This is a genomic window from Niveibacterium sp. 24ML (genome assembly GCF_026586805.1).
In the GTDB taxonomy this organism is placed as follows: domain Bacteria; phylum Pseudomonadota; class Gammaproteobacteria; order Burkholderiales; family Rhodocyclaceae; genus Niveibacterium.
In genome coordinates this window covers 20,793-40,645 of record NZ_JAPFHA010000012.1, presented here as the reverse complement: position 1 = coordinate 40,645, position 19,853 = coordinate 20,793, and the positions used below count along the sequence as shown (strand labels likewise).

At 63.7% G+C, this 19,853-nt stretch carries 21 protein-coding genes; 8 read left to right on the top strand and 13 right to left on the bottom strand.

What is annotated here, in order from left to right:
* Position 1: 1 nt before the first annotated feature.
* The 4 genes from OPU71_RS11755 to OPU71_RS11740 form a co-directional block, all read right to left on the bottom strand.
* Entirely contained in the window at positions 2-442 is a 441-nt protein-coding gene (locus tag OPU71_RS11755; protein WP_267728168.1) for an SH3 domain-containing protein, read from the bottom strand.
* A gap of 6 nt (positions 443-448) precedes the next feature.
* A complete protein-coding gene (gene secB / locus OPU71_RS11750) occupies positions 449-907 on the bottom strand; it encodes a protein-export chaperone SecB (RefSeq protein WP_267728167.1) in 459 nt (152 codons plus the stop codon).
* Positions 908-992: 85 nt separating this feature from the next.
* Positions 993-1,259 (bottom strand): glutaredoxin 3, encoded by a 267-nt coding sequence (gene grxC, locus OPU71_RS11745; protein ID WP_267728166.1) that lies wholly within the window; start codon positions 1,257-1,259, stop codon positions 993-995.
* Between the two features lie 10 nt (positions 1,260-1,269).
* A complete protein-coding gene (locus OPU71_RS11740; RefSeq protein ID WP_267728165.1) occupies positions 1,270-1,680 on the bottom strand; it encodes a rhodanese-like domain-containing protein in 411 nt (136 codons plus the stop codon).
* Positions 1,681-1,949: 269 nt separating this feature from the next.
* Between OPU71_RS11740 and OPU71_RS11735 the strand changes: the two genes are divergently transcribed.
* From OPU71_RS11735 to OPU71_RS11720, 4 genes are all read left to right on the top strand, one after another.
* Entirely contained in the window at positions 1,950-3,293 is a 1,344-nt protein-coding gene (locus OPU71_RS11735; RefSeq protein WP_267728164.1) for a peptidoglycan DD-metalloendopeptidase family protein, read from the top strand.
* A gap of 55 nt (positions 3,294-3,348) precedes the next feature.
* The gene (locus OPU71_RS11730) at positions 3,349-4,755 is read left to right on the top strand and encodes a S41 family peptidase (protein ID WP_267728163.1); all 1,407 of its coding nucleotides are present in this window, start codon (positions 3,349-3,351) and stop codon (positions 4,753-4,755) included.
* A gap of 31 nt (positions 4,756-4,786) precedes the next feature.
* Complete coding sequence (locus OPU71_RS11725) at positions 4,787-5,248, top strand: hypothetical protein (RefSeq protein WP_267728162.1); 462 nt, start codon at positions 4,787-4,789, stop codon at positions 5,246-5,248.
* 81 nt (positions 5,249-5,329) lie between these two features.
* Positions 5,330-6,073, top strand: a complete 744-nt coding sequence (locus OPU71_RS11720) for a HesA/MoeB/ThiF family protein (protein ID WP_267728161.1) — start codon at positions 5,330-5,332, stop codon at positions 6,071-6,073.
* Positions 6,074-6,226: 153 nt separating this feature from the next.
* Here the strand turns inward: OPU71_RS11720 and ribD are convergent, their stop codons facing one another.
* The 4 genes from ribD to OPU71_RS11700 form a co-directional block, all read right to left on the bottom strand.
* On the bottom strand, positions 6,227-7,327 hold the full coding sequence (gene ribD, locus OPU71_RS11715) for a bifunctional diaminohydroxyphosphoribosylaminopyrimidine deaminase/5-amino-6-(5-phosphoribosylamino)uracil reductase RibD (protein WP_267728160.1): 1,101 nt from the start codon (positions 7,325-7,327) through the stop codon (positions 6,227-6,229).
* The gene (gene nrdR, locus OPU71_RS11710; RefSeq protein ID WP_267728159.1) at positions 7,324-7,812 is read right to left on the bottom strand and encodes a transcriptional regulator NrdR; all 489 of its coding nucleotides are present in this window, start codon (positions 7,810-7,812) and stop codon (positions 7,324-7,326) included. The genes ribD and nrdR overlap by 4 nt, the downstream gene beginning before the upstream one ends.
* A gap of 90 nt (positions 7,813-7,902) precedes the next feature.
* Positions 7,903-9,153 carry a serine hydroxymethyltransferase gene (gene glyA, locus OPU71_RS11705; protein WP_267728259.1) on the bottom strand — a complete coding sequence of 417 codons (1,251 nt, stop codon included), beginning with the start codon at positions 9,151-9,153 and terminating at the stop codon, positions 7,903-7,905.
* An 89-nt stretch (positions 9,154-9,242) separates the two neighbouring features.
* Complete coding sequence (locus OPU71_RS11700; protein WP_267728158.1) at positions 9,243-9,875, bottom strand: histidine phosphatase family protein; 633 nt, start codon at positions 9,873-9,875, stop codon at positions 9,243-9,245.
* A 128-nt stretch (positions 9,876-10,003) separates the two neighbouring features.
* Here OPU71_RS11700 and OPU71_RS11695 point away from each other — a divergent pair, with 128 nt between their 5' ends.
* Together OPU71_RS11695 and OPU71_RS11690 are read left to right on the top strand one after the other, a co-directional pair.
* On the top strand, positions 10,004-10,606 hold the full coding sequence (locus OPU71_RS11695; RefSeq protein ID WP_267728157.1) for a TRAP transporter small permease subunit: 603 nt from the start codon (positions 10,004-10,006) through the stop codon (positions 10,604-10,606).
* On the top strand, positions 10,606-12,273 hold the full coding sequence (locus OPU71_RS11690; RefSeq protein ID WP_267728156.1) for a TRAP transporter large permease: 1,668 nt from the start codon (positions 10,606-10,608) through the stop codon (positions 12,271-12,273). The genes OPU71_RS11695 and OPU71_RS11690 overlap by 1 nt, the downstream gene beginning before the upstream one ends.
* A 44-nt stretch (positions 12,274-12,317) precedes the next feature.
* Here the strand turns inward: OPU71_RS11690 and OPU71_RS11685 are convergent, their stop codons facing one another.
* The 3 genes from OPU71_RS11685 to pmbA form a co-directional block, all read right to left on the bottom strand.
* Positions 12,318-13,283, bottom strand: a complete 966-nt coding sequence (locus tag OPU71_RS11685) for a TerC family protein (RefSeq protein WP_267728155.1) — start codon at positions 13,281-13,283, stop codon at positions 12,318-12,320.
* A gap of 272 nt (positions 13,284-13,555) precedes the next feature.
* Positions 13,556-14,674: a TRAP transporter substrate-binding protein gene (locus OPU71_RS11680; RefSeq protein WP_267728154.1), complete on the bottom strand. Its 1,119-nt coding sequence runs from the start codon at positions 14,672-14,674 to the stop codon at positions 13,556-13,558.
* Between the two features lie 181 nt (positions 14,675-14,855).
* Entirely contained in the window at positions 14,856-16,199 is a 1,344-nt protein-coding gene (gene pmbA / locus OPU71_RS11675) for a metalloprotease PmbA (protein ID WP_267728153.1), read from the bottom strand.
* 68 nt (positions 16,200-16,267) lie between these two features.
* On the opposite strand from pmbA, the gene yjgA reads away from it, so the two are divergent.
* Together yjgA and mog are read left to right on the top strand one after the other, a co-directional pair.
* Positions 16,268-16,843 carry a ribosome biogenesis factor YjgA gene (gene yjgA / locus OPU71_RS11670; RefSeq protein WP_267728152.1) on the top strand — a complete coding sequence of 192 codons (576 nt, stop codon included), beginning with the start codon at positions 16,268-16,270 and terminating at the stop codon, positions 16,841-16,843.
* Positions 16,840-17,427, top strand: coding sequence for a molybdopterin adenylyltransferase (mog, locus tag OPU71_RS11665; protein WP_267728151.1), 588 nt, complete (start codon positions 16,840-16,842; stop codon positions 17,425-17,427). Before yjgA ends, mog begins: the two co-directional genes overlap by 4 nt.
* A 9-nt stretch (positions 17,428-17,436) precedes the next feature.
* On the opposite strand, the gene OPU71_RS11660 is transcribed toward mog, so the two are convergent.
* Positions 17,437-19,335 (bottom strand): ATP-binding protein, encoded by a 1,899-nt coding sequence (locus tag OPU71_RS11660; protein WP_267728150.1) that lies wholly within the window; start codon positions 19,333-19,335, stop codon positions 17,437-17,439.
* Positions 19,332-19,847: a YfiR family protein gene (locus tag OPU71_RS11655; RefSeq protein ID WP_267728149.1), complete on the bottom strand. Its 516-nt coding sequence runs from the start codon at positions 19,845-19,847 to the stop codon at positions 19,332-19,334. The genes OPU71_RS11660 and OPU71_RS11655 overlap by 4 nt, the downstream gene beginning before the upstream one ends.
* Between the last annotated feature and the right edge of the window lie 6 nt (positions 19,848-19,853).

The window sequence follows — 19,853 nt, the reverse complement described above, 5'->3', positions numbered from 1 at the left end:
CCTACTCGCCCCAGACGTCCTGGGCGCGCGCAAAGCCGGCGCTGCCATCACGATGTTTGACGCGTACCCAGCCACTGGCCAGCTTTTCACCGAATTGAAGAATGACATCCTTTTCGGCTGTGAAGGCAAGCGGGCTGGCCGCGTCAGCCTGCTGGCGGACTTCGGCGCTTGGTGCGGTCACGATCACGGTGCGTGCGCTGGCGAGCGACTTGCGCTCGATCCAGGCGATGCTGCCGGCTGCGTCACGAACCTTGGCCCACTGCTCGAGGTCAACGATCACCTCGATCGGTGTGCCGCGCTGGATGACGAACAGCTTCTTGCCCTGTTTCGACGGTGCGTCGTAGAGGATGGAAACCTCGCCTACGGCGCGGAATTCAAGCGCCGCCGCGGCGCCCGGGAAGGCAATCGCGGCGGCGGACAGCCAGGCTGCAAGCGTGCGCATGCGTGATTACTGGATCACCACGTCTTTGCCAGCGGCTTGCTGCTGTTCCATGCGGGCCTGGTACAGCGCTTCGAAGTTCACCGGTGCCAGCAGGATCGGCTGGAAGCCTGCGCGCGAGATGGCGTCGGACACTGCTTCGCGAGCGTACGGGAAGAGGATGTTGGCACAGCCAATCATCGTCACCGGCTGCACGTCGGCTTCCGGGAAATTGCGGATCTGGAATACGCCGCACTGCGCGACTTCAACCAGGAACACCGTCTTTTCGCCATGCACAGCCTTGACAGTGACGTTGACGGCAACGTTGTAGATGCCCTCGTCAACCTTGTTGGCGGAGGTGTTCAGCTCAACGCTGATCTGCGGTGTCTCACGCTCAAGGAAGATCTGGGGGGCGTTCGGAACCTCGATCGAGAGATCCTTGACGTAGAGTTTTTCGATCGAGAAGACCGGTTGTGCTTGTTCGCTCATTTTCGGGACTGCCTGATGTGGTTGTGTGATTTGTTGCGGCAGACGGTGCGGCCTGCTGCGGGAAAAAGATTATGCCCGACGATTCTTACGCGCCCTTGCCGGCGAGCAAGGGGTCGAGTTCGCCGGCATGGTCGAGCGCGAACAGATCGTCGCAGCCGCCGACATGCCGATCACCAATGAAAATCTGCGGCACGGTGCGCCGCCCGGTGATCTGCATCATGTGGTCGCGCTGGGCGGGATCAAGGTCGATGCGGATCTTTTCGATCTCGGTTACGCCCTTGCGCCGCAGCAGCTGCTCGGCGCGCACGCAGAACGGGCAAACCGCTGTTGCATACATGACGATCTTGCTCATGATCGGCCGCTCAGCTCTTCACGACGGGCAGGTTGTCCTTGCGCCAGAGCGCAAGACCGCCAGTCAGGTTGTAGGCTTTTTCGAGCCCGGCAGCCTTGAGGGTTGCCAGCGCGCGGTTCGAACGGGCGCCCGTCTGGCAAACCACGATGATCGGCTTGCTCTTGAATTTGCTCAGCTCGCTGGCGCGCTTTTCCAGATCGATCAGCGGGATGTTGCGAGCATTCGGCAGGTGGCCAGTGGCGAATTCGCTTGCGTCGCGCACATCGAGCACGATCGCATTCTCGCGGTTGATAAGGAGCGTGGCTTCGACCGGCGTGAGGCCGCCGGCGCCAGAACGACCACGCAGCAGTTCGGCGATCAGCATGGCGCCAGAGACGACCGTGATCACCACGAGGAAAACGTTTTGCTTGATGAACTCCATGTCCCAACTCATAAACCGGCCTGATAGGAAAAGTGCGGCGGCCGAATCCGATAAAATACCATCATCTTGCGCAAGACGCCTTTCGCGGCGCTTGCGCTGCGATCGCGGGCAATCGCGCCCGATCTGCTTTCTGCTTCAGGAGTCTGCGTGCACACGGTGAATTTGATGCGCCTTGGTGAGTCTGCTTGAAGCGCCGAGTTTTTTCCTCTTGTCTGTGCGGCGAAGGGCTGCGTACTGCTGCGGCATTGGCCTGCGTAGTCCCTTTGCCGATGCGCCAGGGCGCAGCTTCTGCGGCTGCGGCCGCCTTGCGGCATATCGTGATGCTGCTGGCGCTGCTGTGCGCTACGTCTGTGGCTGCAGCGACGGGGGGTGCGGCGGACATCGATGCCCGCAAGGCCGATCTGGACGAACTGCATCAGCGTATTCGCAGCCTGCAAGAAGAAATTGCGGCCAGCGAGGCATCCCGGACCGAGGCTGCGGATGAACTTTCGGACGCGGAGAAGGCAATTTCGACCGCGCGCCGCCGTTTGCGAGAGATCGCCAGCGAGCGCGTGGCGGCCGAGGCCGAACTCCGGCGTCGCGAGGCCGAACGGGACGCCGTAGCGGCGCGCCTGGAGGGGCAGCGCAAGGCGCTGGGCGATACGCTGTATCGCTACTACGTGTTTGGTCGCCGGGCTGGCACGCGCACCCTGCTTGGCAGTGACGACCCCAATCAGATCGCACGCGACGCGTACTACCTTGAGCGTCTGGCAGAGGCGCGCCGTGCCGAAATCGAGGCGGCCCGGGCCAGCCTTGCGGAGCACGAGCGCCTGATCGAAGCGGTCAGGCAGCGGCGTGAGGCGATTGCCGCACTGGAGCGTGAGCAGGCGGCGCAGACCCGGCAGCTGCAGGATGAGCAGAAGAAACGCGCCGAAGTGCTGGCGCGCATCCAGGACAAGATCAAGGCTCAGCGCAAGCAAGTCAGCTCGCTCAAGCAGGATGAGAAGCGGCTCGGGAAGCTGATCGATGGCTTGTCGCGTTTGCCGCCCCCGCGTCCGGTCACGAAACCCAAACCCAAGCCCGCGCAAGACGCGGCATCCAGGTCGCAGTCCGCAAAGCCGTCGGCGGGCGCTCAAGCGAAGCCGGAGGTGCAACGCCAGCCCGGCGCGCCGGAGGTGGCGGCCGAGCCGGTGACCGGCAAGGCGGAAGACACGGCCGATGAGCGCACGCCATCGATTGCCTTTGCGGGCCTGAAGGGCAAGCTCAAGTGGCCGGTTCGTGGCGAACTTGTCGGGCGCTTTGGGGCTCCAAGGGCGGAAGGGGGTGCGCAGTGGAAGGGCGTGTTCATTCGCGCAGCCGAAGGCGATGTGCGTGCAGTGGCCGCCGGTCGGGTGGTTTATGCCGACTGGCTCCGTGGCTTTGGAAACCTTGTCATCGTCGATCACGGTGACGGGTTCATGACGGTGTACGGCAACAACGAAGCGCTCTACAAACCGGCCGGTTCGATCGTCAAGGCCGGTGATCCGCTTGCCAGCATTGGCGCGAGCGGGGGCAGCGAAGAATCGGGTTTATACTTTGAAATCAGGCATCACGGTCAGGCGCAAGACCCCGCGAAATGGGTGTCGGCGCGCTGAAGAAGCGGTGAGCCGGATCGACACAACAGAGAATCAGATGGCACAGGAAACAAAGATGCGCGGTAAGTTGCAGCAAGCGGGCCTCGTGATGGTGGGTTTGTGCGCGGGTGTTGCGCTCAGCCTCAACTTCTCGGCCAGCGCCAACAAGGAGGTCGCTGCACCATTGCCGGTTGAAGAACTGCGCGCGTTTGCCGAGGTCTTCAATGCCATCAAGCAAGGCTATGTCGAGCCGGTTGATGACAAGAAGCTCATCACCAGCGCCATCAGCGGCATGCTCACCGGCCTTGATCCGCATTCAACCTACCTCGACCCAGAGGCCTACAAGGATCTGCAGGTTGGGACACAAGGCGAATTTGGCGGCCTTGGTATCGAAGTCGGCATGGAAGACGGCTTCGTCAAGGTGATTTCGCCAATCGAAGATACGCCGGCGTTCCGCGCCGGGGTTCGCCCGGGTGATTTGATCATCAAGCTTGACGGTACGGCTGTTAAGGGCATGAGCCTGAACGACGCGGTCAAGAAAATGCGGGGCAAGCCCAAGACCTCGATCAAGCTGACGATTGCGCGCAAAGGCGAACAAAAGCCGATCGAGCTGACGCTAATGCGGGAAGTGATCCAGGTTCAGAGCGTCAAGGCACGCATGATCGAGCCGGGCATCGCGTACCTGCGTGTGGCCCAGTTCCAGGAAAACACGGCTCCGTCGATCGCGAAGGAATTGAGCAAGCTCGACAAGCAGGGCATCAAGTCCATCGTTCTGGATCTGCGCAACGATCCGGGTGGTCTGCTGCACGCCGCAGTGGGTGTATCGGGCGCGTTCCTGCCGGAGCAGACGCTCGTCGTGTCCACCGACGGGCGTACCGATGATTCGCGTCACAAATTCTTCGTTGCGCCGCAGGATTACCTGCGCGGCAGCAAGGACGACTTCCTGAAGGCCGTGCCGGCATCGGCCAAGAAAGTGCCGATGGTGGTGCTGGTCAATGGCGCCAGCGCGTCGGCGTCTGAAATCGTGGCAGGCGCCCTGCAGGATCACAAACGCGCCGTGGTGGTGGGAACGCAGACCTTCGGCAAGGGCTCGGTCCAGAGCATCCTGCCGCTGGCCGGCAACACCGCCATCAAGCTGACAACGGCCCGTTACTACACGCCGAGCGGTCGCTCGATCCAGGCCAAGGGCATTGCGCCGGACATCGTGGTGGATGACACCCCGACCGGATCTTTCCAGCGCCTGCGTGAAATGGATCTGGAGCGCCACCTTGAAACGCCGGCGGCCGATGCGGCGCCGGCCGTGCCTGCCAAAGTCGAACCGAGCGCAAAGGCGAAGTCGGGCAACCAGAAGACCAAGGGTAAGGATGGCGACGAGCAGGAAGCTCCGCTTGCGCCGTTCGAGATCGGTGGCAAGAACGACCATCAACTGGCGCAGGCACTCAACGTCCTGAAGGGGATGCAGATCGCGCAGCAAGCGCGTTGAGGGCTGCGCCGGCAACGCAAGGGGAAACGCCATGCTGGAACGGGACAAGGCTTACCGGCTTGCCGGGCGGAAACACCGGGCGCGCAGTCTGAACTGCGATGCGCAATCGCTGCGCAAACGCCGCGAGTTGCGCTTTCATGCATTCCCGGCGGGGCAGGCGGATCAGGCCATGCAAAGGCTTACCGCCGTGCCGGGCCTGGTTGTTGAGCGTGGTGTGCGGCCCCATGTGCTCTGGATCAGTTACTCGCTGGTGGACCATTCGCTCGAAGAGGTTTCCGAGCTTCTGGTGAGTATGGGTTTCCAGCTTGACCCCTCGATCTACACCCGGCTCATGAACGCGCTGATCCGCTACTGCGAAGAGACGCAACTGCGCAACGCCCGCTCGCCCGAGCGTTTGATCAAGAAGTCGAACGAGGTCTACGTGCAGGCGTGGGAGCACCATCTGCACGGCGACCATGACGACACACCCGCCGAACTGCGCGAATTCAAGTAGCGCGGGTTGGGCGAATAACCGCCGGGCGGCGCGGATGGATTCCGCGCCGTTTTGCTGTCTGCCATCTGCTTCCAGGTTCGAATGAACGACGACCAACTGCTGCGCTATTCGCGCCACATCCTGTTGCCAGAAATCGACATTGCTGGGCAAACCGCGATCAGCAATGCGCGAGTGCTCGTGGTGGGGGCCGGTGGGCTGGGCTCGCCGGCGGCGCTCTACCTTGCCTCGGCCGGCGTGGGCACGCTGGTACTTGCCGACGGTGACGAAGTCGATCTGAGTAATCTGCAGCGTCAGATCCTGCATACGCAGGCGCGGCTTGGGCTGGCCAAGGTGGAGTCAGGCCGGCAGGCCTTGCTGGCGCTCAACCCGCAGATCGAGGTTGTCGCCCTGGCGACGCGGCTTGAGGGCGAGACGCTGGACGCCGAGGTGGCGAAGGCGAGCGTGGTGCTCGACTGCTGTGACAATTTCGCCACCCGCCATGCGGTCAATCGTGCCTGCGTGAAGCACCGCAAGCCGCTCGTTTCCGGTGCCGCGATCCGTTTCGATGGTCAGGTCAGCGTGTTTGACCTGCGCCGTGCGGGCGCACCGTGCTACCACTGCCTGTTTCCCGAGGGGGAGGCGCTTGAAGAGTTGCGCTGTGCGGTAACCGGCGTGTTTGCGCCGCTGACCGGCATCATCGGCGCCACCCAGGCGGCCGAGGCACTCAAGCTGCTCGCTGGCTGCGGGGAAGCATTGGTGGGCCGCTTGCTCTTGCTTGACGCATTGGCGATGCGTTGGCGAGAGGTGCGCTATCCGCGTGATCCCTCGTGCGCGGTGTGCGGGTGAGACGCAGGCTTGGGTGGGTGGGGGCGCCTGCCTTTTGAGGGCTGCGACGCGCAGCGCTGTCGGGCAGGCGTTTCGATGCCGCGATCGAGTTCTGCGGGCCCACGGTGCAGCGTGCGGGCGCAGCCCCGTCGCACGCGGCGCAGGGGCCCTCCGCTAGGGTCTGAGCACCAGACGCAGATCGTCGCCGAGTTTGCGTGCGTCAGCCCACCGCAGGCGCGGGATATCGGCCATCGACAGCCATTCGGGTAGCGCCCCGAGGCCGCGTGCGGTATCACCCATCAGGCACGGCGCCAGGTAGAGCAGGATTTCGTCGGCCAGGCCGGCGGAAATGAAGCTGCCAGTGATCTGCGCGCCAGCCTCGACCAGCAGTTCATTGATCTGCCGTTCGCCTAGTTGCTGCATCAGCGTTGCGAGATCGATGCGGCCGTGGTGGGTGGCGCACGGAATCAGTTGGGCGCCCGCCGCACGCAAGGCGTCAGCGCGCGTGCCGGAATCATCCGCACAGGCAATCCAGACGGCGCCGCCGCTGCGCAGCATCGCGGCATCGCTCGGGGTTTCGAGGCGGGCGTCGACGACCACCCGGATGGGTTGGCGCGGCGTCGCGAGTTCGCGCACGTTCAGCTGCGGATCATCCGCTTTCACCGTGCCGATGCCGGTGAGCACTGCGCAGGCGCTGGCGCGCCAATGCTGGACGTCGCGTCGTGCGGCGGGGCCGGTGATCCATTTGCTCTCGCCATTCGCGAGCGCGGTGCGGCCGTCGGCGGACGCGGCGATCTTGAGCCTCACCCAAGGGCGTCCGCGCGTCATGCGCGAGACAAAGCCCGCGTTGAGCTCGCCGGCCTCCTGGGCCAGCAGGCCGCTTGCTGTGCGGATACCGGCGGCCTCAAGGCGCCGCAGGCCGTTTCCGCTGACGAGCGGATTCGGGTCTTCCATTGCCGCAAGCACGCGCCCGAGGCCCGCCCGGATCAGCGCGTCGGCGCAGGGCGGTGTGCGGCCAAAGTGGCTGCAGGGTTCAAGCGTTACATACGCGGTCGCGCCCCGGACATCCTCGCCGCGTGCGGCAGCGTCATTCAATGCCTCGATTTCGGCATGGTTATGCCCGGCCGGTTGAGTCCAACCTTCGCCGAGAACCCGGTCGTCGCGCACGATCACGCAGCCTACGCGCGGGTTGGGGCTGGTGATGTATCGCCCGCGCTCTGCCAGTTGCAACGCGCGCGCCATGTGGCGGTGGTCGTCGTCGCAGCTGAAGCTCACTCGCTGGCCTTGGGTTTGCGGGCGCGCGCAGGTGGGCGCGCGCTGACTTCGCGGATGACTTCGGAGAATTCTTCCGCGTCTTCAAAGTTGCGATACACCGAGGCGAAGCGGATGTAGGCGATCTTGTCGAGCTTGCGAAGTTCGCGCATCACGAACTCGCCAAGCTTTTCACTGAGGATTTCGCGCTCACCCAGCGAGAGCAGTTTCTCTTCGATGCGGCCGATGGCGGCGTCCACGCTTTCGGCGGTGACGGGCCGTTTGCGCAGCGCGAGCTTCATGCTGCCGCGCAGTTTCTCGTGGTCGTATTCGGTGCGGCTGCCGTTGCGTTTGACGATCTGCGGCATGCGAAGCTCGATGCGCTCGTAGGTCGTGAAGCGCTTGTCACAGTGCATGCAGCGCCGCCTGCGGCGCACGATGTCGCCTTCGTCGTTCTCACGGGTGTCGGTGACCTGCGTGGACGGGGTGCTGCAGAAGGGGCATTTCATGGCAGTTCGGGCGCTCGCATGGTGTTCTGGATGTGAAACGGGCGCCGCAATGCGGCGCCCGTCGAGTCTAGCGGTGTCGAAGGCTTGCCGTCACGCGCCGTAGACCGGGAACTTCTTGCACAGCGCCGAGACTTCGCCGCGCACGCGTTCGAGCACCGCCTCATCGGCCGGCGCATCCAGCACGTCGGCGATCAGGTGCGCAACGCGTTCGGCTTCAATTTCGGTGAAGCCGCGGGTCGTCATGGCAGGCGAGCCGATCCGGATGCCGCTGGTGACGAAGGGCTTTTCCGGGTCTTTCGGAATCGCGTTCTTGTTCACCGTGATGTGGGCGCGGCCCAGTGCGGCCTCGGCGTCCTTGCCGGTGATCTTCTTCGCGCGCAGGTCAAGCAGGAAGAGGTGGCTTTCGGTGCCGTTCGAAACGATGCGCAGGCCGCGCTGTTCCGACAGCACGCGCGCCATCACGCGGGCGTTGTTGATCACCTGTTCCTGGTAGTTGCGGAACTCCGGCGTCATCGCTTCCTTGAACGCAACTGCCTTCGCGGCGATTACATGCTCAAGCGGACCACCCTGCAGTCCGGGGAAGATCGCCGAATTGAGCGCCTTCTCGTGTTCGGCTTTCATCAGGATCACGCCGCCGCGCGGGCCGCGCAAGGTCTTGTGCGTGGTCGAGGTGACGACATCTGCGTGCGGCACCGGGTTCGGGTAGTAGCCAGCGGCAATCAGGCCAGCGTAGTGCGCCATGTCCACCCAGAAAATCGCGCCGACTTCCTTGGCGATCTTGGCGAAGCGCTCGAAGTCGATGCGCAGCGAGTAGGCCGATGCGCCGGCAACGATGATGCGCGGCTTGTGCTCGCGCGCCAGGGCTTCCATTGCCTCGTAGTCGATCGCTTCCTTTTCGTTGAGGCCGTAAGCCACAACATTGAACCACTTGCCACTCATGTTCAGCGGCATGCCGTGGGTGAGGTGGCCGCCTTCGGCCAGGCTCATGCCCATGATGGTGTCGCCAGGCTTGGCGAAGGCCATCAGCACGGCCTGGTTGGCCTGCGAGCCGGAGTTCGGCTGCACGTTTGCCGCTTCGGCGCCGAACAGTTTCTTGAGACGGTCGATGGCCAGTTGCTCAACCACATCGACATGCTCGCAACCGCCGTAGTAGCGCTTGCCCGGGTAGCCTTCAGCGTACTTGTTGGTCAGCTGCGAGCCCTGGGCTTCCATCACCGCGGCGCTGACGTAGTTTTCAGAGGCGATCAGCTCGATGTGATCTTCCTGGCGGCGATTTTCCGCTTCGATCGCGGCCCAGAGTTCCGGATCGGCTTTGGCAATGGTTTGCTGCTTTGAGAACATGGCGATGTTGGTCTGGCAGTGGGGTAAAACGTGCATTTTAGCACGCGACAGGTGCTTGTTTCCTCAGGTTTTTTGCAGTGCGGCGAAGCCTACGGCAGCTCATCGAGTGATTGGTCGAGGTGGCTGCGCTCGTCCCACACCAGCACGCGCCAGGTGCCGGCTTCGCGCATCAACCAATTGACGGTGGCGTTGCTGATCGGGAAGTCGCGGCGTTGCTGCAAGGGCAGTTCAGCGGCGACGCGGTGCGCCATGTCGAGTACGCCGCCGTGGGTGACGACCAGCACATTGCCCGATGGGTGGGCGTCGGCGATGCGGTTGAGCGCGCTGCGAACGCGCTCGAAAAACACTTGCAGGCTCTCGCCGCCGCCGGGGAAGGCGGCATCCGGTTCGCGTGCCTCGAAGCGGGCATAGGCCTCAGGGTAGCGCGCGCGTGATTCGTCGTAGGTGCGCGCCTGGAAGTCGCCGTAGTGGCGCTCGCGCAGGCTCGGGTCCAGGGTCACGGTCTGGTGCAAGCGATGCGCGGTCGCCTCTGCTGTCTGGCGGGCGCGGCTCAGATCGCTGGCGTAGATCGCGTCGAAGGATTCGTCGGCCAGGCTGCTGGCAAGCAGGCGCGCCTGCTCCTGCCCGGTGTGGTTGAGCGGGATGTCGGTGTGTCCCTGGATACGGCGTTCCACGTTCCAGGCGGTTTCGCCGTGGCGGATGAGACAGAGGCGGGCGGTCATGCGGCAGGGTGTCCATCTTGGTGTGAAGGTGGATTTTATGTCCTGACGCTGCCAGTGCCATACTGGCGCCACAACGATAAACGGGCCCCCAAAACAATGCCCGGAACCACCAGTGAGGAGACATCACCTTGGCTATTCTGCTGCGGCTATCCCGCCTGATTGATCTGCTTAACGAGCGGATCGCGCGCGCCGCGTTCTGGCTGATCCTGGTCATGACCTTGATCAGCACCGGCAACGCGATCGTTCGCAAGATCTTCAACATGAGTTCCAACGCGTTGCTGGAGATCCAGTGGTACCTGTTTTCCGCCGTGTTCCTGCTGTGCGCCGCCTTCGCGCTGCAGAAGAACGCGCATGTGCGGATCGACGTGATCTACGGGAAGTTCTCGAAGCGCACGCAGATCTGGATCGATATCTTCGGCACTGTCTTCTTCCTCTTCCCGATGGCGCTGATCATTCTGAAGCTCTCATGGCCGGTGTTCATGAGCAGCTTTCACAGCGGCGAAACCTCGGCCAATGCGGGCGGGCTGTTGCTGTGGCCGGCGCGTCTGCTGCTGCCGGTGGGGATCTTCATGCTGATCCTTCAGGGCTTCTCGGAGATCTTCAAGCGGGTCGCATTCCTCGCCGGACGGGGCCCCGACCCAACTGAAGGCATTGCGGGCCCCTCTGAAGAGGAGGAACTGGCCGAAGAGATCCGCAAGATGCGCCGACTGGCCGAAGGGGAGGGCAAGTAATGGACTTCCTCATCAATAACATCGCGCCGATCATCTTTTTCTCGATGGTCGTCATGCTGCTGATGGGCTATCCGGTGGCGTTCGCGCTTGCGGCGACGGGCGTCGTGTTCGGGCTGGTGGGTATTCAGCTCGGGCTCTTGCAGCCTTCGCTGTTCCAGGCCTTGCCGGATCGGATCTGGGGGGTGATGAGCAATGACACCCTGCTTGCGATTCCGTTCTTCACCTTCATGGGCTTGATTCTCGAGCGCAGCGGCATGGCCGAAGACCTGCTCGAAACCATTGGCCAGCTGTTTGGACCGGTGCGCGGCGGGCTCGCCTTCGCGGTGATCTTCGTTGGGGCGATGCTTGCGGCGACCACCGGCGTGGTGGCCGCATCGGTGATTTCGATGGGCCTGATCTCGCTGCCAATCATGCTGCGCTATGGCTACGACAAACGCGTGGCCTCCGGTGTGATCGCCGCATCCGGCACGCTGGCACAGATCATTCCGCCTTCGCTGGTACTGATCATCATGGCGGACCAACTTGGGCGTTCGGTGGGCGACATGTACAAGGGCGCCTTCATTCCGGGCTTTGTGCTGGCGGGGCTTTACGTCGGCTACATCGCGCTGATCACGATGGTGCGGCCGGCCTGGGTACCGGCATTGCCGGCGGAAGCACGCACGATTCGCGAACCGAACGGGCATAGCGGCCTGCGTTCGCTGGCTATCCTGCTCGCACTTTCAGTGTGCGCGGCGGTGGGCTTCGAGCACTACTACTACGCAGAGCGGCCGCAGGCCCCGATGGACGAGAAGGTGGTCATGGTAATGGCCTCCGGCGTGATGCTCGCCTTCGTGCTCGCCATGTTCAATCGCCTCTTCAAGCTGGGCTTGCTGTCGCGCATTGCCGAGCAGGTCACCTTCGTCCTGATTCCGCCGCTGCTGCTGATCTTCCTGGTGTTGGGCACGATTTTCCTGGGTATTGCAACGCCGACTGAAGGCGGGGCGATGGGCGCGACCGGCGCCCTGGTCATGGCGATGATGCGCAAACGGCTCGACGTGAAGTTGCTCAAGCAGGCCATGGAGTCAACCGCAAAACTGACCGCCTTCGTCGTGTTCATCCTGATCGGTGCGCGGGTATTCAGCCTGACCTTCTACGGTGTCGATGGTCACCGCTGGGTGGAGCACCTCTTGATCGACTTGCCGGGCGGGCAGGTGGGCTTTCTCATCGTGGTCAACATCCTGGTGTTCCTGCTCGCGTTCTTCCTCGACTTCTTCGAGTTGGCGTTCATCATCGTGCCGCTGCTGGCGCCGGTGGCGGACAAGCTGGGCATCGATCTGATCTGGTTCGGGGTCTTGCTGGCGGTGAACATGCAAACCTCGTTCATGCACCCGCCCTTCGGCTTTGCGCTGTTCTACCTGCGCTCCGTTGCCCCTGCGGCGGTGAAGACCACCGATATCTACTGGGGGGCGGTGCCCTTTGTCGTCATCCAGATCATCATGGTTGGCTTGGTCATCATGTTCCCCGGCATGGTGACGATGGGGCTGGACAAGAAGGTCGATGTGGATGTGGACAACGTTCAGATCGAGATACCGCAGGAGCAGATGCTCGAACCCGAGCTGACGCCGCCAGAGCCCGATCTCCCCGCGCCCGAGATCCCGCCGCCCGACCCCGCGCCCTCCAGCGAGTAAAGAAAAAAAGGCCCCGCATCGCTGCGGGGCTTTTTCCTTCTGCGTCAGGTGTGCGTTGCAGGCAGCGCCTTGCGTGTGCGCCAGAGGCTTGCAATCACACCGGTCGCGATAATGGTGGCCACCACGCCGAGCGAGATACCGATCGGGATCTTGTACCACTCGACCAGCATCATCTTCGCGCCGATGAACAGCAGCACGATTGCCAGCGCGTGTTTCAGATACACGAAGCGGTCCGCCATGTCGGCCAGCAGGAAGTACATCGCGCGCAGGCCCAGGATCGCGAAGATGTTCGAGGTCAGCACAATGAACGGGTCGGTGGTGATCGCGAAAATCGCCGGGATCGAATCCACCGCGAAGATCACGTCGGAAATCTCGACCAGCACCAGCACGACGAACATTGGGGTGAACCAGCGCACGCCATTGCGGACGACGGTGAAGGACTCATCCTCGATCTTGTCGGTGATGCGAAGGTGTCCGCGCATCCAGCGCAGCACCGGGTTTTTCGCCAAGTCCGATTCGCCGTCCGCGACGATCAGCATCTTGATACCGGTGATGATCAGGAAGGCACCGAACAGGTAGAGGATCCAGTGGAACTTTGCGATCAGCACCGCGCCGGCCAGGATCATCACGGTACGCAACACGATGGCGCCGACCACGCCGTACAGCAGCACACGGCGCTGGTATTCGATCGGCACCGCGAAGTAGCTGAAGATCATCAGCCAGACGAAGACGTTGTCAACGGCGAGCGATTTCTCGATCAGGTAGCCGGTGACGAACTCGGTGGTGCGAAGGTTGGCGATCTCGCGCCCGGACGTGGCGTCGAGCCAGAACCACAGCGCAGCGGCGAACGCCATTGCAATGCTGACCCAGAAGATCGACCAGCCTGCCGCTTCCTTGACCCCGACCTTGTGCGCCTTGCGGCCGCCGAGCAGGAAGAGGTCCATCAGGATGAATGCGAGCACGAGCACGAAAAAGCCCGCCCACATCCACCACGTACCAATTGTTGCCATTTGATTCTCCCGAATACATCCAAATAAAAACGGCCCATCCGTTACCGGAAAAGGCCGTTCTCATGGACGGACCTTTGCCAGTGACGGCAAAGGTCTTGCTCGCAGTCGCACTGCTGTGCGTGCTGCCCGGAAGTCCGGCTGCCTGTGAAAGGCCGCGTATTGACGAACATCCGATCGGGAGCTACTCCCCTTTGTTCCTGAGTATTTTAGTCGGGTTATGCAATAAAGGAAACCCCCGCGCACGCGCGGGGGTTTCTGTGACGGGCAGCCGCTTATTTCTTGGGCTTTTTGTCAGCCGCAGCGCCGGCGCGTTGCTGTTGCAGGAAGTTGTCGTAGCGGCTCTCGGCCACGCCGAACCAGAGGATCTGGTCGTCGCGGAACTTGCGCCATGCGTCGTAGACTTTCTTGAACTTCGGGTTCGACGCGGCGGTTTCGTCGTAAAGCTCGAAGGCAGCCTTGTGCGCGGCGGCCATGATCTCGGGGCTGAACGGCCGGAACTGCGTGCCGGTGGCCACGAGTTTCTTCAAGGCCAGCGGGTTTTTCGCGTCGTACTCGGCCTGCATGTCGGTGTTGGCGTAGGCGCAAGCGACTTCGAGGATCGCCTTGTACTCCTTGGGCAGCGCATCCCACTGCTTCTGGTTCACGTAGAGCGACAGTTGCGGGCCGCCCTCCCACCAGCCGGGGTAGTAGTAGAACTTGGCGACCTTGTTGAAGCCCAGCTTCTCGTCGTCGTAGGGGCCCACCCACTCTGCGGCGTCGATGGTGCCTTTTTCCAGCGCAGGATAGATGTCGCCACCCGGGATCTGCTGCGGCACCGCGCCCAGCTTGGCGAGCACCTTGCCGGCGAACCCACCGATGCGCATCTTGAGGCCTTCCAGATCCTTCACCGTCTTGATTTCCTTGCGATACCAGCCGCCCATCTGGGCGCCGGTGTTGCCGCAAGGAATGTTGACGATGTTGTAATCCTTGAAGAACTCGCGCATCAACTGCAGGCCGCCGCCCTGCATCATCCAGGCGTTTTGCTGACGGCTGTTGAGGCCGAATGGCACGGCGGTGTCGAACGCGAAGGTCGGGTCCTTGCCCACGAAGTAGTAGGACGCGGTGTGGCCGCACTCGACCGTGGCGTCTTTCACCGCGTCGAGCACGCCCGGGCCGGGAACGATCTCGCCGGCGGCGAAGACCTGGATCTGGAACTTGCCGCCGGTGGCTTCGGCAACCCGCTTGGCCATGGTTTCGGCGGCGCCGTAGATCGTATCCAGACTCTTCGGAAAGCTGGACGCCAGACGCCACTTGATCGTGGGCAGATCGGCGGCCATCGCCGGGCCGGCCACTGCAGCGGCACCCGCCGCAAGCCCTGCGCCGGCGTTCTTCAAAAATGAGCGACGTTCCACGTTGTCTCCTCTCGTCGTTGGGTTTTGTGTGTGCGGGAACGTCGCGACTATACGAGAGCTTTTGTGTAAAGGTGAAGGGGGACCTTGCACGTGGTGCATCTGCCGCAGGGCCTTGCTGCGTAAGGCGCGCGTAAGCATTGGCGGGGTGCCTTCAGGGGCGCGGCTTGCGCGCCCACTGTGCTTAGTCGCCGGCCACCGTCATGTTGCCCACCAGCACGGAACCGCAGTGCTTTGCGCCGCGCACAAGCGTGTCGTTGCCGCAGGCGACGATGTCTTTGAACATGTCGCGCAGGTTGCCGGCAATCGTGATCTCGTGCACCGGGTAGGCAATCTCCCCGTTCTCGACCCAATAGCCGGCGGCGCCGCGCGAGTAGTCGCCGGTGACGGTATTGACGCCGTGGCCAAGCAGTTCCGTGACGAACAGGCCGCGCCCCATTTTATTGAGCAGGCCGCTCAGATCCAGCTTGCCGGGTTTGAGGATCAGGTTGTGGGCGCCCCCAGCGTTGCCGGTTGAGCGCATGCCCAGCTTGCGGGCCGAATAGCTGCCGAGGAACCAGCCGTTGAGCTTGCCGCGCGTCACCACTTCACGCTGTGCGGTGGCCACGCCCTCGTCGTCGAACCAGCCGCTTGCCAGCCCGCCCGGCAGGAAGGGGTCTTCGATCAGGGTGACGGCGTTCGAGAACACCTTGGTGCCGAGCGCATCGAGCAGGAAGGAGCTGCGGCGGTAGAGGCTGCTGCCGCTGGCGGCGCTGACGAAATGGCCGATCAGGCTGGCGGCCAGCGGTGCTTCGAACAGCACCGGCACCTCGCAGGTGGCGAGCTTGCGGGCGTTCAGGCGCGATAGCGCGCGCCGGGCCGCGTAGTCGCCGACCGATTCGGGGCTTGGTAGCGTGGCGGCGTCGCGGCGGGTGACGTACCAGTCATCGCGCTGCATGCCATCGCCTTCGCCGGCGATCATCGAGCAGCCGAATCCGTGGCGGGTGCTGGCGTAACCTTCGCAGAAGCCAAGGCTGTTGGCGGCAACAAACTGCGATTGCTGGGTGGACACCGAGGCCCCCTCGGAGTTGGTCACGAGCGGGCTGACCGCAAAGCCTGCGGCTTCGCAGCGGCGCGCCATGTCGATCGACGCCTCGACATCGGTAGCCCAGGGGGAAAACAGCTTGAGATCGCGGGGGTCGCGCGCGAGCTGATCGGCGTCCGGCAGGCCGGCGGCCGGATCGCTCGCGGTGAAGCGGGCAATCGAGACGGCTGCGGCCACCGTATCGCGCAGTGCCCTGCTGCTGAAATCGGTGGTACTGGCGTGGCCGCGTTGCTGGCCGAGGTACACGGTGACCGAAACGCCTTTGTCGCGGTGGTATTCAAGTGTGTCCACCTCTTGCTGGCGCACCGTGACCGAGTGTCCCCAGCCCTCAGAGACGTCGACGTCGCAAGCCGATGCGCCCTGTGTTTTCGCATGGCGCAGCACATCGGCGGCGATCTCGCGCAGCGAGTCCTGGGTGAAGCTGAAGCCGGTTTCAGTAGCCATTCGAAGCATCCATCGGGTCGAAAGCTATAATTTTACGTTCATGTGGCCAAATCGCCTTCGGAAACTCCATGCACCGCAATCCACAGCACCAGAATGACGACGACTCGGAAGAGTACGACGGCCCCAGCAAATCGCAGCGCAAGCGCGATATGCACAAGCTGCAAGACATGGGCTCAGAGCTTGTCTTGCTGTCGCCCGCGCGCCTGGCCAAGGTGCCGCTGCCCGAGCGCCTGCACGAGGCCATCCTCGAATATGCGCGGGTCGGCAAGCACGAAGCCAAGCGGCGCCAGCTGCAGTTCATTGGCAAATTGATGCGCGAAGTTGACCCGGAGCCGATTCGCGAGGCGCTGGACGCCATTGCCGGCGTCTCGAAGGCCGAGATCGCGCGCCAGCACAAGCTCGAACGCCTGCGCGAGCGCTTGCTCGAAGATGAAGGCACGCTGGGCGACATTGCCAGCGTTTATCCGGGCGCTGATCTGCAACACCTGCGCAACCTGCGGCGCAATGCGCTCAAGGAACGTGAAGCAGCCAAGCCGCCGCGCGCCTATCGCGAGATCTTCCGCATTCTGCGTGAGCTCGAATACGCCGAAGACCCGGATCAGGCGGCTGACGCGGGAGATGATGGCGAGGCCGACGAAGCATGAGCGAGGGCTTGCTCATCGGGCTGGTGTCGATCAGTGATCGCGCTTCGGCCGGTGTCTATGAAGACAAGGGCCTGCCCGCGCTCAACGAATGGTTTGGCCAGGCTCTCACAACGCCCTGGCGCGCCGAGACCCGCCTGATCCCGGACGAGCAGGGGGCTATTGAAGCCACGCTGATCGAGCTGTGCGATGTTGCCGGTTGCCACTTGGTGCTCACCACCGGCGGCACCGGGCCGGCGCCACGCGATGTCACGCCCGAGGCTACGCTGGCGGTAGCGCACAAGGTGATGCCGGGTTTTGGCGAGCAGATGCGGCAGATCGGACTCGCCTTCGTGCCCACCGCGATCCTCTCGCGCCAGGTAGGCGTGATTCGGGGCAAAAGCCTGATCCTCAACCTGCCGGGCCAGCCGAAGTCGATTCGCGAAACGCTCGAAGGCGTGCGCAATGAAGATGGCTCGGTGCGCGTGCCCGGCATCTTTGCCGCCGTGCCTTACTGCATCGACCTGATTGGCGGGCCGTACATCGAGACGGACGAGTCGATCGTCAAGGCGTTCCGGCCCAAGTCCGCGCAGCGGCCGAAGGCCTGAATCGCGGCGTCAGTCGAGCATCCGCTCGCGCGGCGGCGCGCAGGCCGGGAAGCTGAGCGTGAAGCAGGCGCCGCCTTCGGGCGGGCAGCTCACCTCGATCTTGCCGCCCAGGATGCCGCTGGCCAGGTTATGCACGATGTAGAGCCCCAGGCCGCTGCCGCCTTCGCCAAGCCGCGTGGTGAAGAAGGGGTCGAAGAGGTGCGGCAGGTGCTGGGCGTCGATGCCGCTGCCGTTGTCGCACAGTCGCAGCGTGACGATGCCGTCGGATTCCGAGGCGCTGACGGTGATCAGGCCGGAATCGCGGTCCTTGAAACCATGCACCAGCGCGTTCTGGATCAGGTTCGTCATGATCTGTTCGAGCGCGCCGGGGTAACTGTTGCAGTCGATCCGCGCATCGATGTTGGCTTCGATCCGGTGTGCAGCGTGGCGGAACATGGGGCCGAGCGCATGCAGGGTGTTGCGGACCAGTTCGTCGAGCGCGAACTCGCGCCGCCGCATGCTGGTCTGGTCGACCGCGACTTGCTTAAAGTCGTTGATCAGGCGGCCCGCGCGCAGGCTGTTGTTTTCGATCAGGCGCATGCCGTCGCGCAGGTCATCGAGAAAGTCCTTGAAGCCACTGCGCGAGACCCGGTTTTCGGCAACCAGCTTCTCAAAGTCGCGCGCCCGGTCAGCCATGGTCGATGAGGTGGTGACGACCATCCCTACCGGCGTATTCAACTCGTGGGCGATGCCGGCGACCAGGCTGCCCAGTGCGGCGAGCTTCTCGCTATGCACCAGTTGCGCCATCGCCTGCTTGAGTTCGGCACCGCGTTGCGTGACGCGGGCCTCAAGGGTTTCGTTCAATTCGGTCACGCGTGCAAGCGCCTGGGCGAGCGAGGCCTGGGTTTCGAGCTGTTCGGTGATGTCGGTCGAGATCGCCGAGACGGCGTAGATCTCGTTGGCGGCGTTGCGCAGCGGGAAGCGCTCACACAGCCAGACGCGGCCGCCCAACTGTTCTTCGCTGCGCAGGCCGGCTTCCGATTCGCCGGCCGCGCGGTCGAGGTTCTCGCGCGAGGCCGCGACCGGCACCTCGAAAAGATCCTCGTCGCGCTGGCCGATGATGGCCTTGCCGCTGCGGCCTGCCAGTTGGGCGAATTGCTGGTTGGCGAGCAGGTAGCGGCCGTCGATGCCCTTCATCGTGATGGTGGCGGGGGCATGGTCAATCAGGGCCTGCAGCAGGCGTGCGCCGTCTTCGAGCGCCGCTTCACGTTCCTGGATCGCGGCGAGCATGCGGTTGAAGGCCTCGCTCAGAGCGCCGATTTCGTCCTTGCCGAGCACCATGGCCCGTTGCGCGTAGTCGCGCTTCTCGGTCACCCGCGCGGCCAGCTCGGCGAGCTGTTGCACCGGCTGCACCACGCGGCTGCGCAAGGCCACGGCGAGCACCAGTACCAGCAGGGTTTCGACACCGATGCTGCTGAGCAGGGTGAGGCCGTAGCGGGGCAGGCGCTCGCTCAGGCTTGGCAGGCGCTCTTCAAGCAGGATTGCGCCAACAGTTTCGTTCTGAACGCGGATCGGTTCGATGTGGCGCATCAATCCGGCGCGCTGGGCCGCATCAGGCTGGGCCGGGCAGGGTGCCTGGCCGGCGCCGTACTGTGCCAGCAAGGCACGCTGTTCGTTGTACAGGCAAGCCAGCGTCACCGCCGGCGCGGCGCGCAGGGTCTGCAGGTTTTCGCGCGCGGCCCGTGCGTCGTTGAAGGAAATTGCCGCCGCGCTGTTAAGCCCGAGGATCTGCGCACGGCCGCGCAGATCCTGCAGGATGCGGTCGCGGTAGGTGAGCTGTTCGTAGCCCACCAGCAGCGCCAGGTGCAGGGCCAGGCCCAGCAACAGCACGCCGATGCTCACGCGGATCAGGCGGCCCTGCAGCTTCATGGTTTGCCGCCCTCAACCCGCTCGGCCAGCGCGAGCAGGCGTGAGCTCACCTGCAAGCGGGACTGGCGCGCATGATCGAGATTCACTTCAAATCGCAAGGTGTTGCTCTGGTACATCAGGTTGATGATGCCACCCTTGTCGAGAAAGCCGCCTTGTTCGCTGACGGTGAGAATCGCGCGGTCGCGCCGCGCGGCGAGCCATTGGCGCACCTGGGTGCTGTCGCGGCCCAGAAAGAGCAGTGTGCAGCCTTCGATTTCGTTCGGGTCGAGCAGACGGCGCACGACGAAGCCGGTCTTCGCTTGCGAGCGCTCCAGCCATTCGGCGATTTCGTCGGCGCCCACGAGGCAGAGCTGATGCCCGCCGGGCGCCGGCCATTCGACATAGCGGGTGAAGTTGATCAGGTAGGCGGCCTTGACCTGGGCGTCGGTCGGCGCGCCCAGGCAAACGCCGGCAAGCAGCGCCAGCGCGCTGGCGGCCAGCCATCTTAGGGTTCTGGCGATCCGGCAGGGCATCGATTC

Excerpts from the sequence above, each read along its gene's own strand:
- OPU71_RS11755 (WP_267728168.1), bottom strand. The coding sequence starts at position 442 with ATGCGCACGCTTGCAGCCTGGCTGTCCGCCGCCGCGATTGCCTTCCCG.
- secB (WP_267728167.1), bottom strand. The coding sequence starts at position 907 with ATGAGCGAACAAGCACAACCGGTCTTCTCGATCGAAAAACTCTACGTC.
- grxC (WP_267728166.1), bottom strand. The coding sequence starts at position 1,259 with ATGAGCAAGATCGTCATGTATGCAACAGCGGTTTGCCCGTTCTGCGTG.
- OPU71_RS11740 (WP_267728165.1), bottom strand. The coding sequence starts at position 1,680 with ATGGAGTTCATCAAGCAAAACGTTTTCCTCGTGGTGATCACGGTCGTC.
- OPU71_RS11735 (WP_267728164.1), top strand. The coding sequence starts at position 1,950 with ATGCGCCAGGGCGCAGCTTCTGCGGCTGCGGCCGCCTTGCGGCATATC.
- OPU71_RS11730 (WP_267728163.1), top strand. The coding sequence starts at position 3,349 with ATGCGCGGTAAGTTGCAGCAAGCGGGCCTCGTGATGGTGGGTTTGTGC.
- OPU71_RS11725 (WP_267728162.1), top strand. The coding sequence starts at position 4,787 with ATGCTGGAACGGGACAAGGCTTACCGGCTTGCCGGGCGGAAACACCGG.
- OPU71_RS11720 (WP_267728161.1), top strand. The coding sequence starts at position 5,330 with ATGAACGACGACCAACTGCTGCGCTATTCGCGCCACATCCTGTTGCCA.
- nrdR (WP_267728159.1), bottom strand. The coding sequence starts at position 7,812 with ATGAAATGCCCCTTCTGCAGCACCCCGTCCACGCAGGTCACCGACACC.
- glyA (WP_267728259.1), bottom strand. The coding sequence starts at position 9,153 with ATGTTCTCAAAGCAGCAAACCATTGCCAAAGCCGATCCGGAACTCTGG.
- OPU71_RS11700 (WP_267728158.1), bottom strand. The coding sequence starts at position 9,875 with ATGACCGCCCGCCTCTGTCTCATCCGCCACGGCGAAACCGCCTGGAAC.
- OPU71_RS11690 (WP_267728156.1), top strand. The coding sequence starts at position 10,606 with ATGGACTTCCTCATCAATAACATCGCGCCGATCATCTTTTTCTCGATG.
- OPU71_RS11685 (WP_267728155.1), bottom strand. The coding sequence starts at position 13,283 with ATGGCAACAATTGGTACGTGGTGGATGTGGGCGGGCTTTTTCGTGCTC.
- pmbA (WP_267728153.1), bottom strand. The coding sequence starts at position 16,199 with ATGGCTACTGAAACCGGCTTCAGCTTCACCCAGGACTCGCTGCGCGAG.
- yjgA (WP_267728152.1), top strand. The coding sequence starts at position 16,268 with ATGCACCGCAATCCACAGCACCAGAATGACGACGACTCGGAAGAGTAC.
- mog (WP_267728151.1), top strand. The coding sequence starts at position 16,840 with ATGAGCGAGGGCTTGCTCATCGGGCTGGTGTCGATCAGTGATCGCGCT.
- OPU71_RS11660 (WP_267728150.1), bottom strand. The coding sequence starts at position 19,335 with ATGAAGCTGCAGGGCCGCCTGATCCGCGTGAGCATCGGCGTGCTGTTG.
- OPU71_RS11655 (WP_267728149.1), bottom strand. The coding sequence starts at position 19,847 with ATGCCCTGCCGGATCGCCAGAACCCTAAGATGGCTGGCCGCCAGCGCG.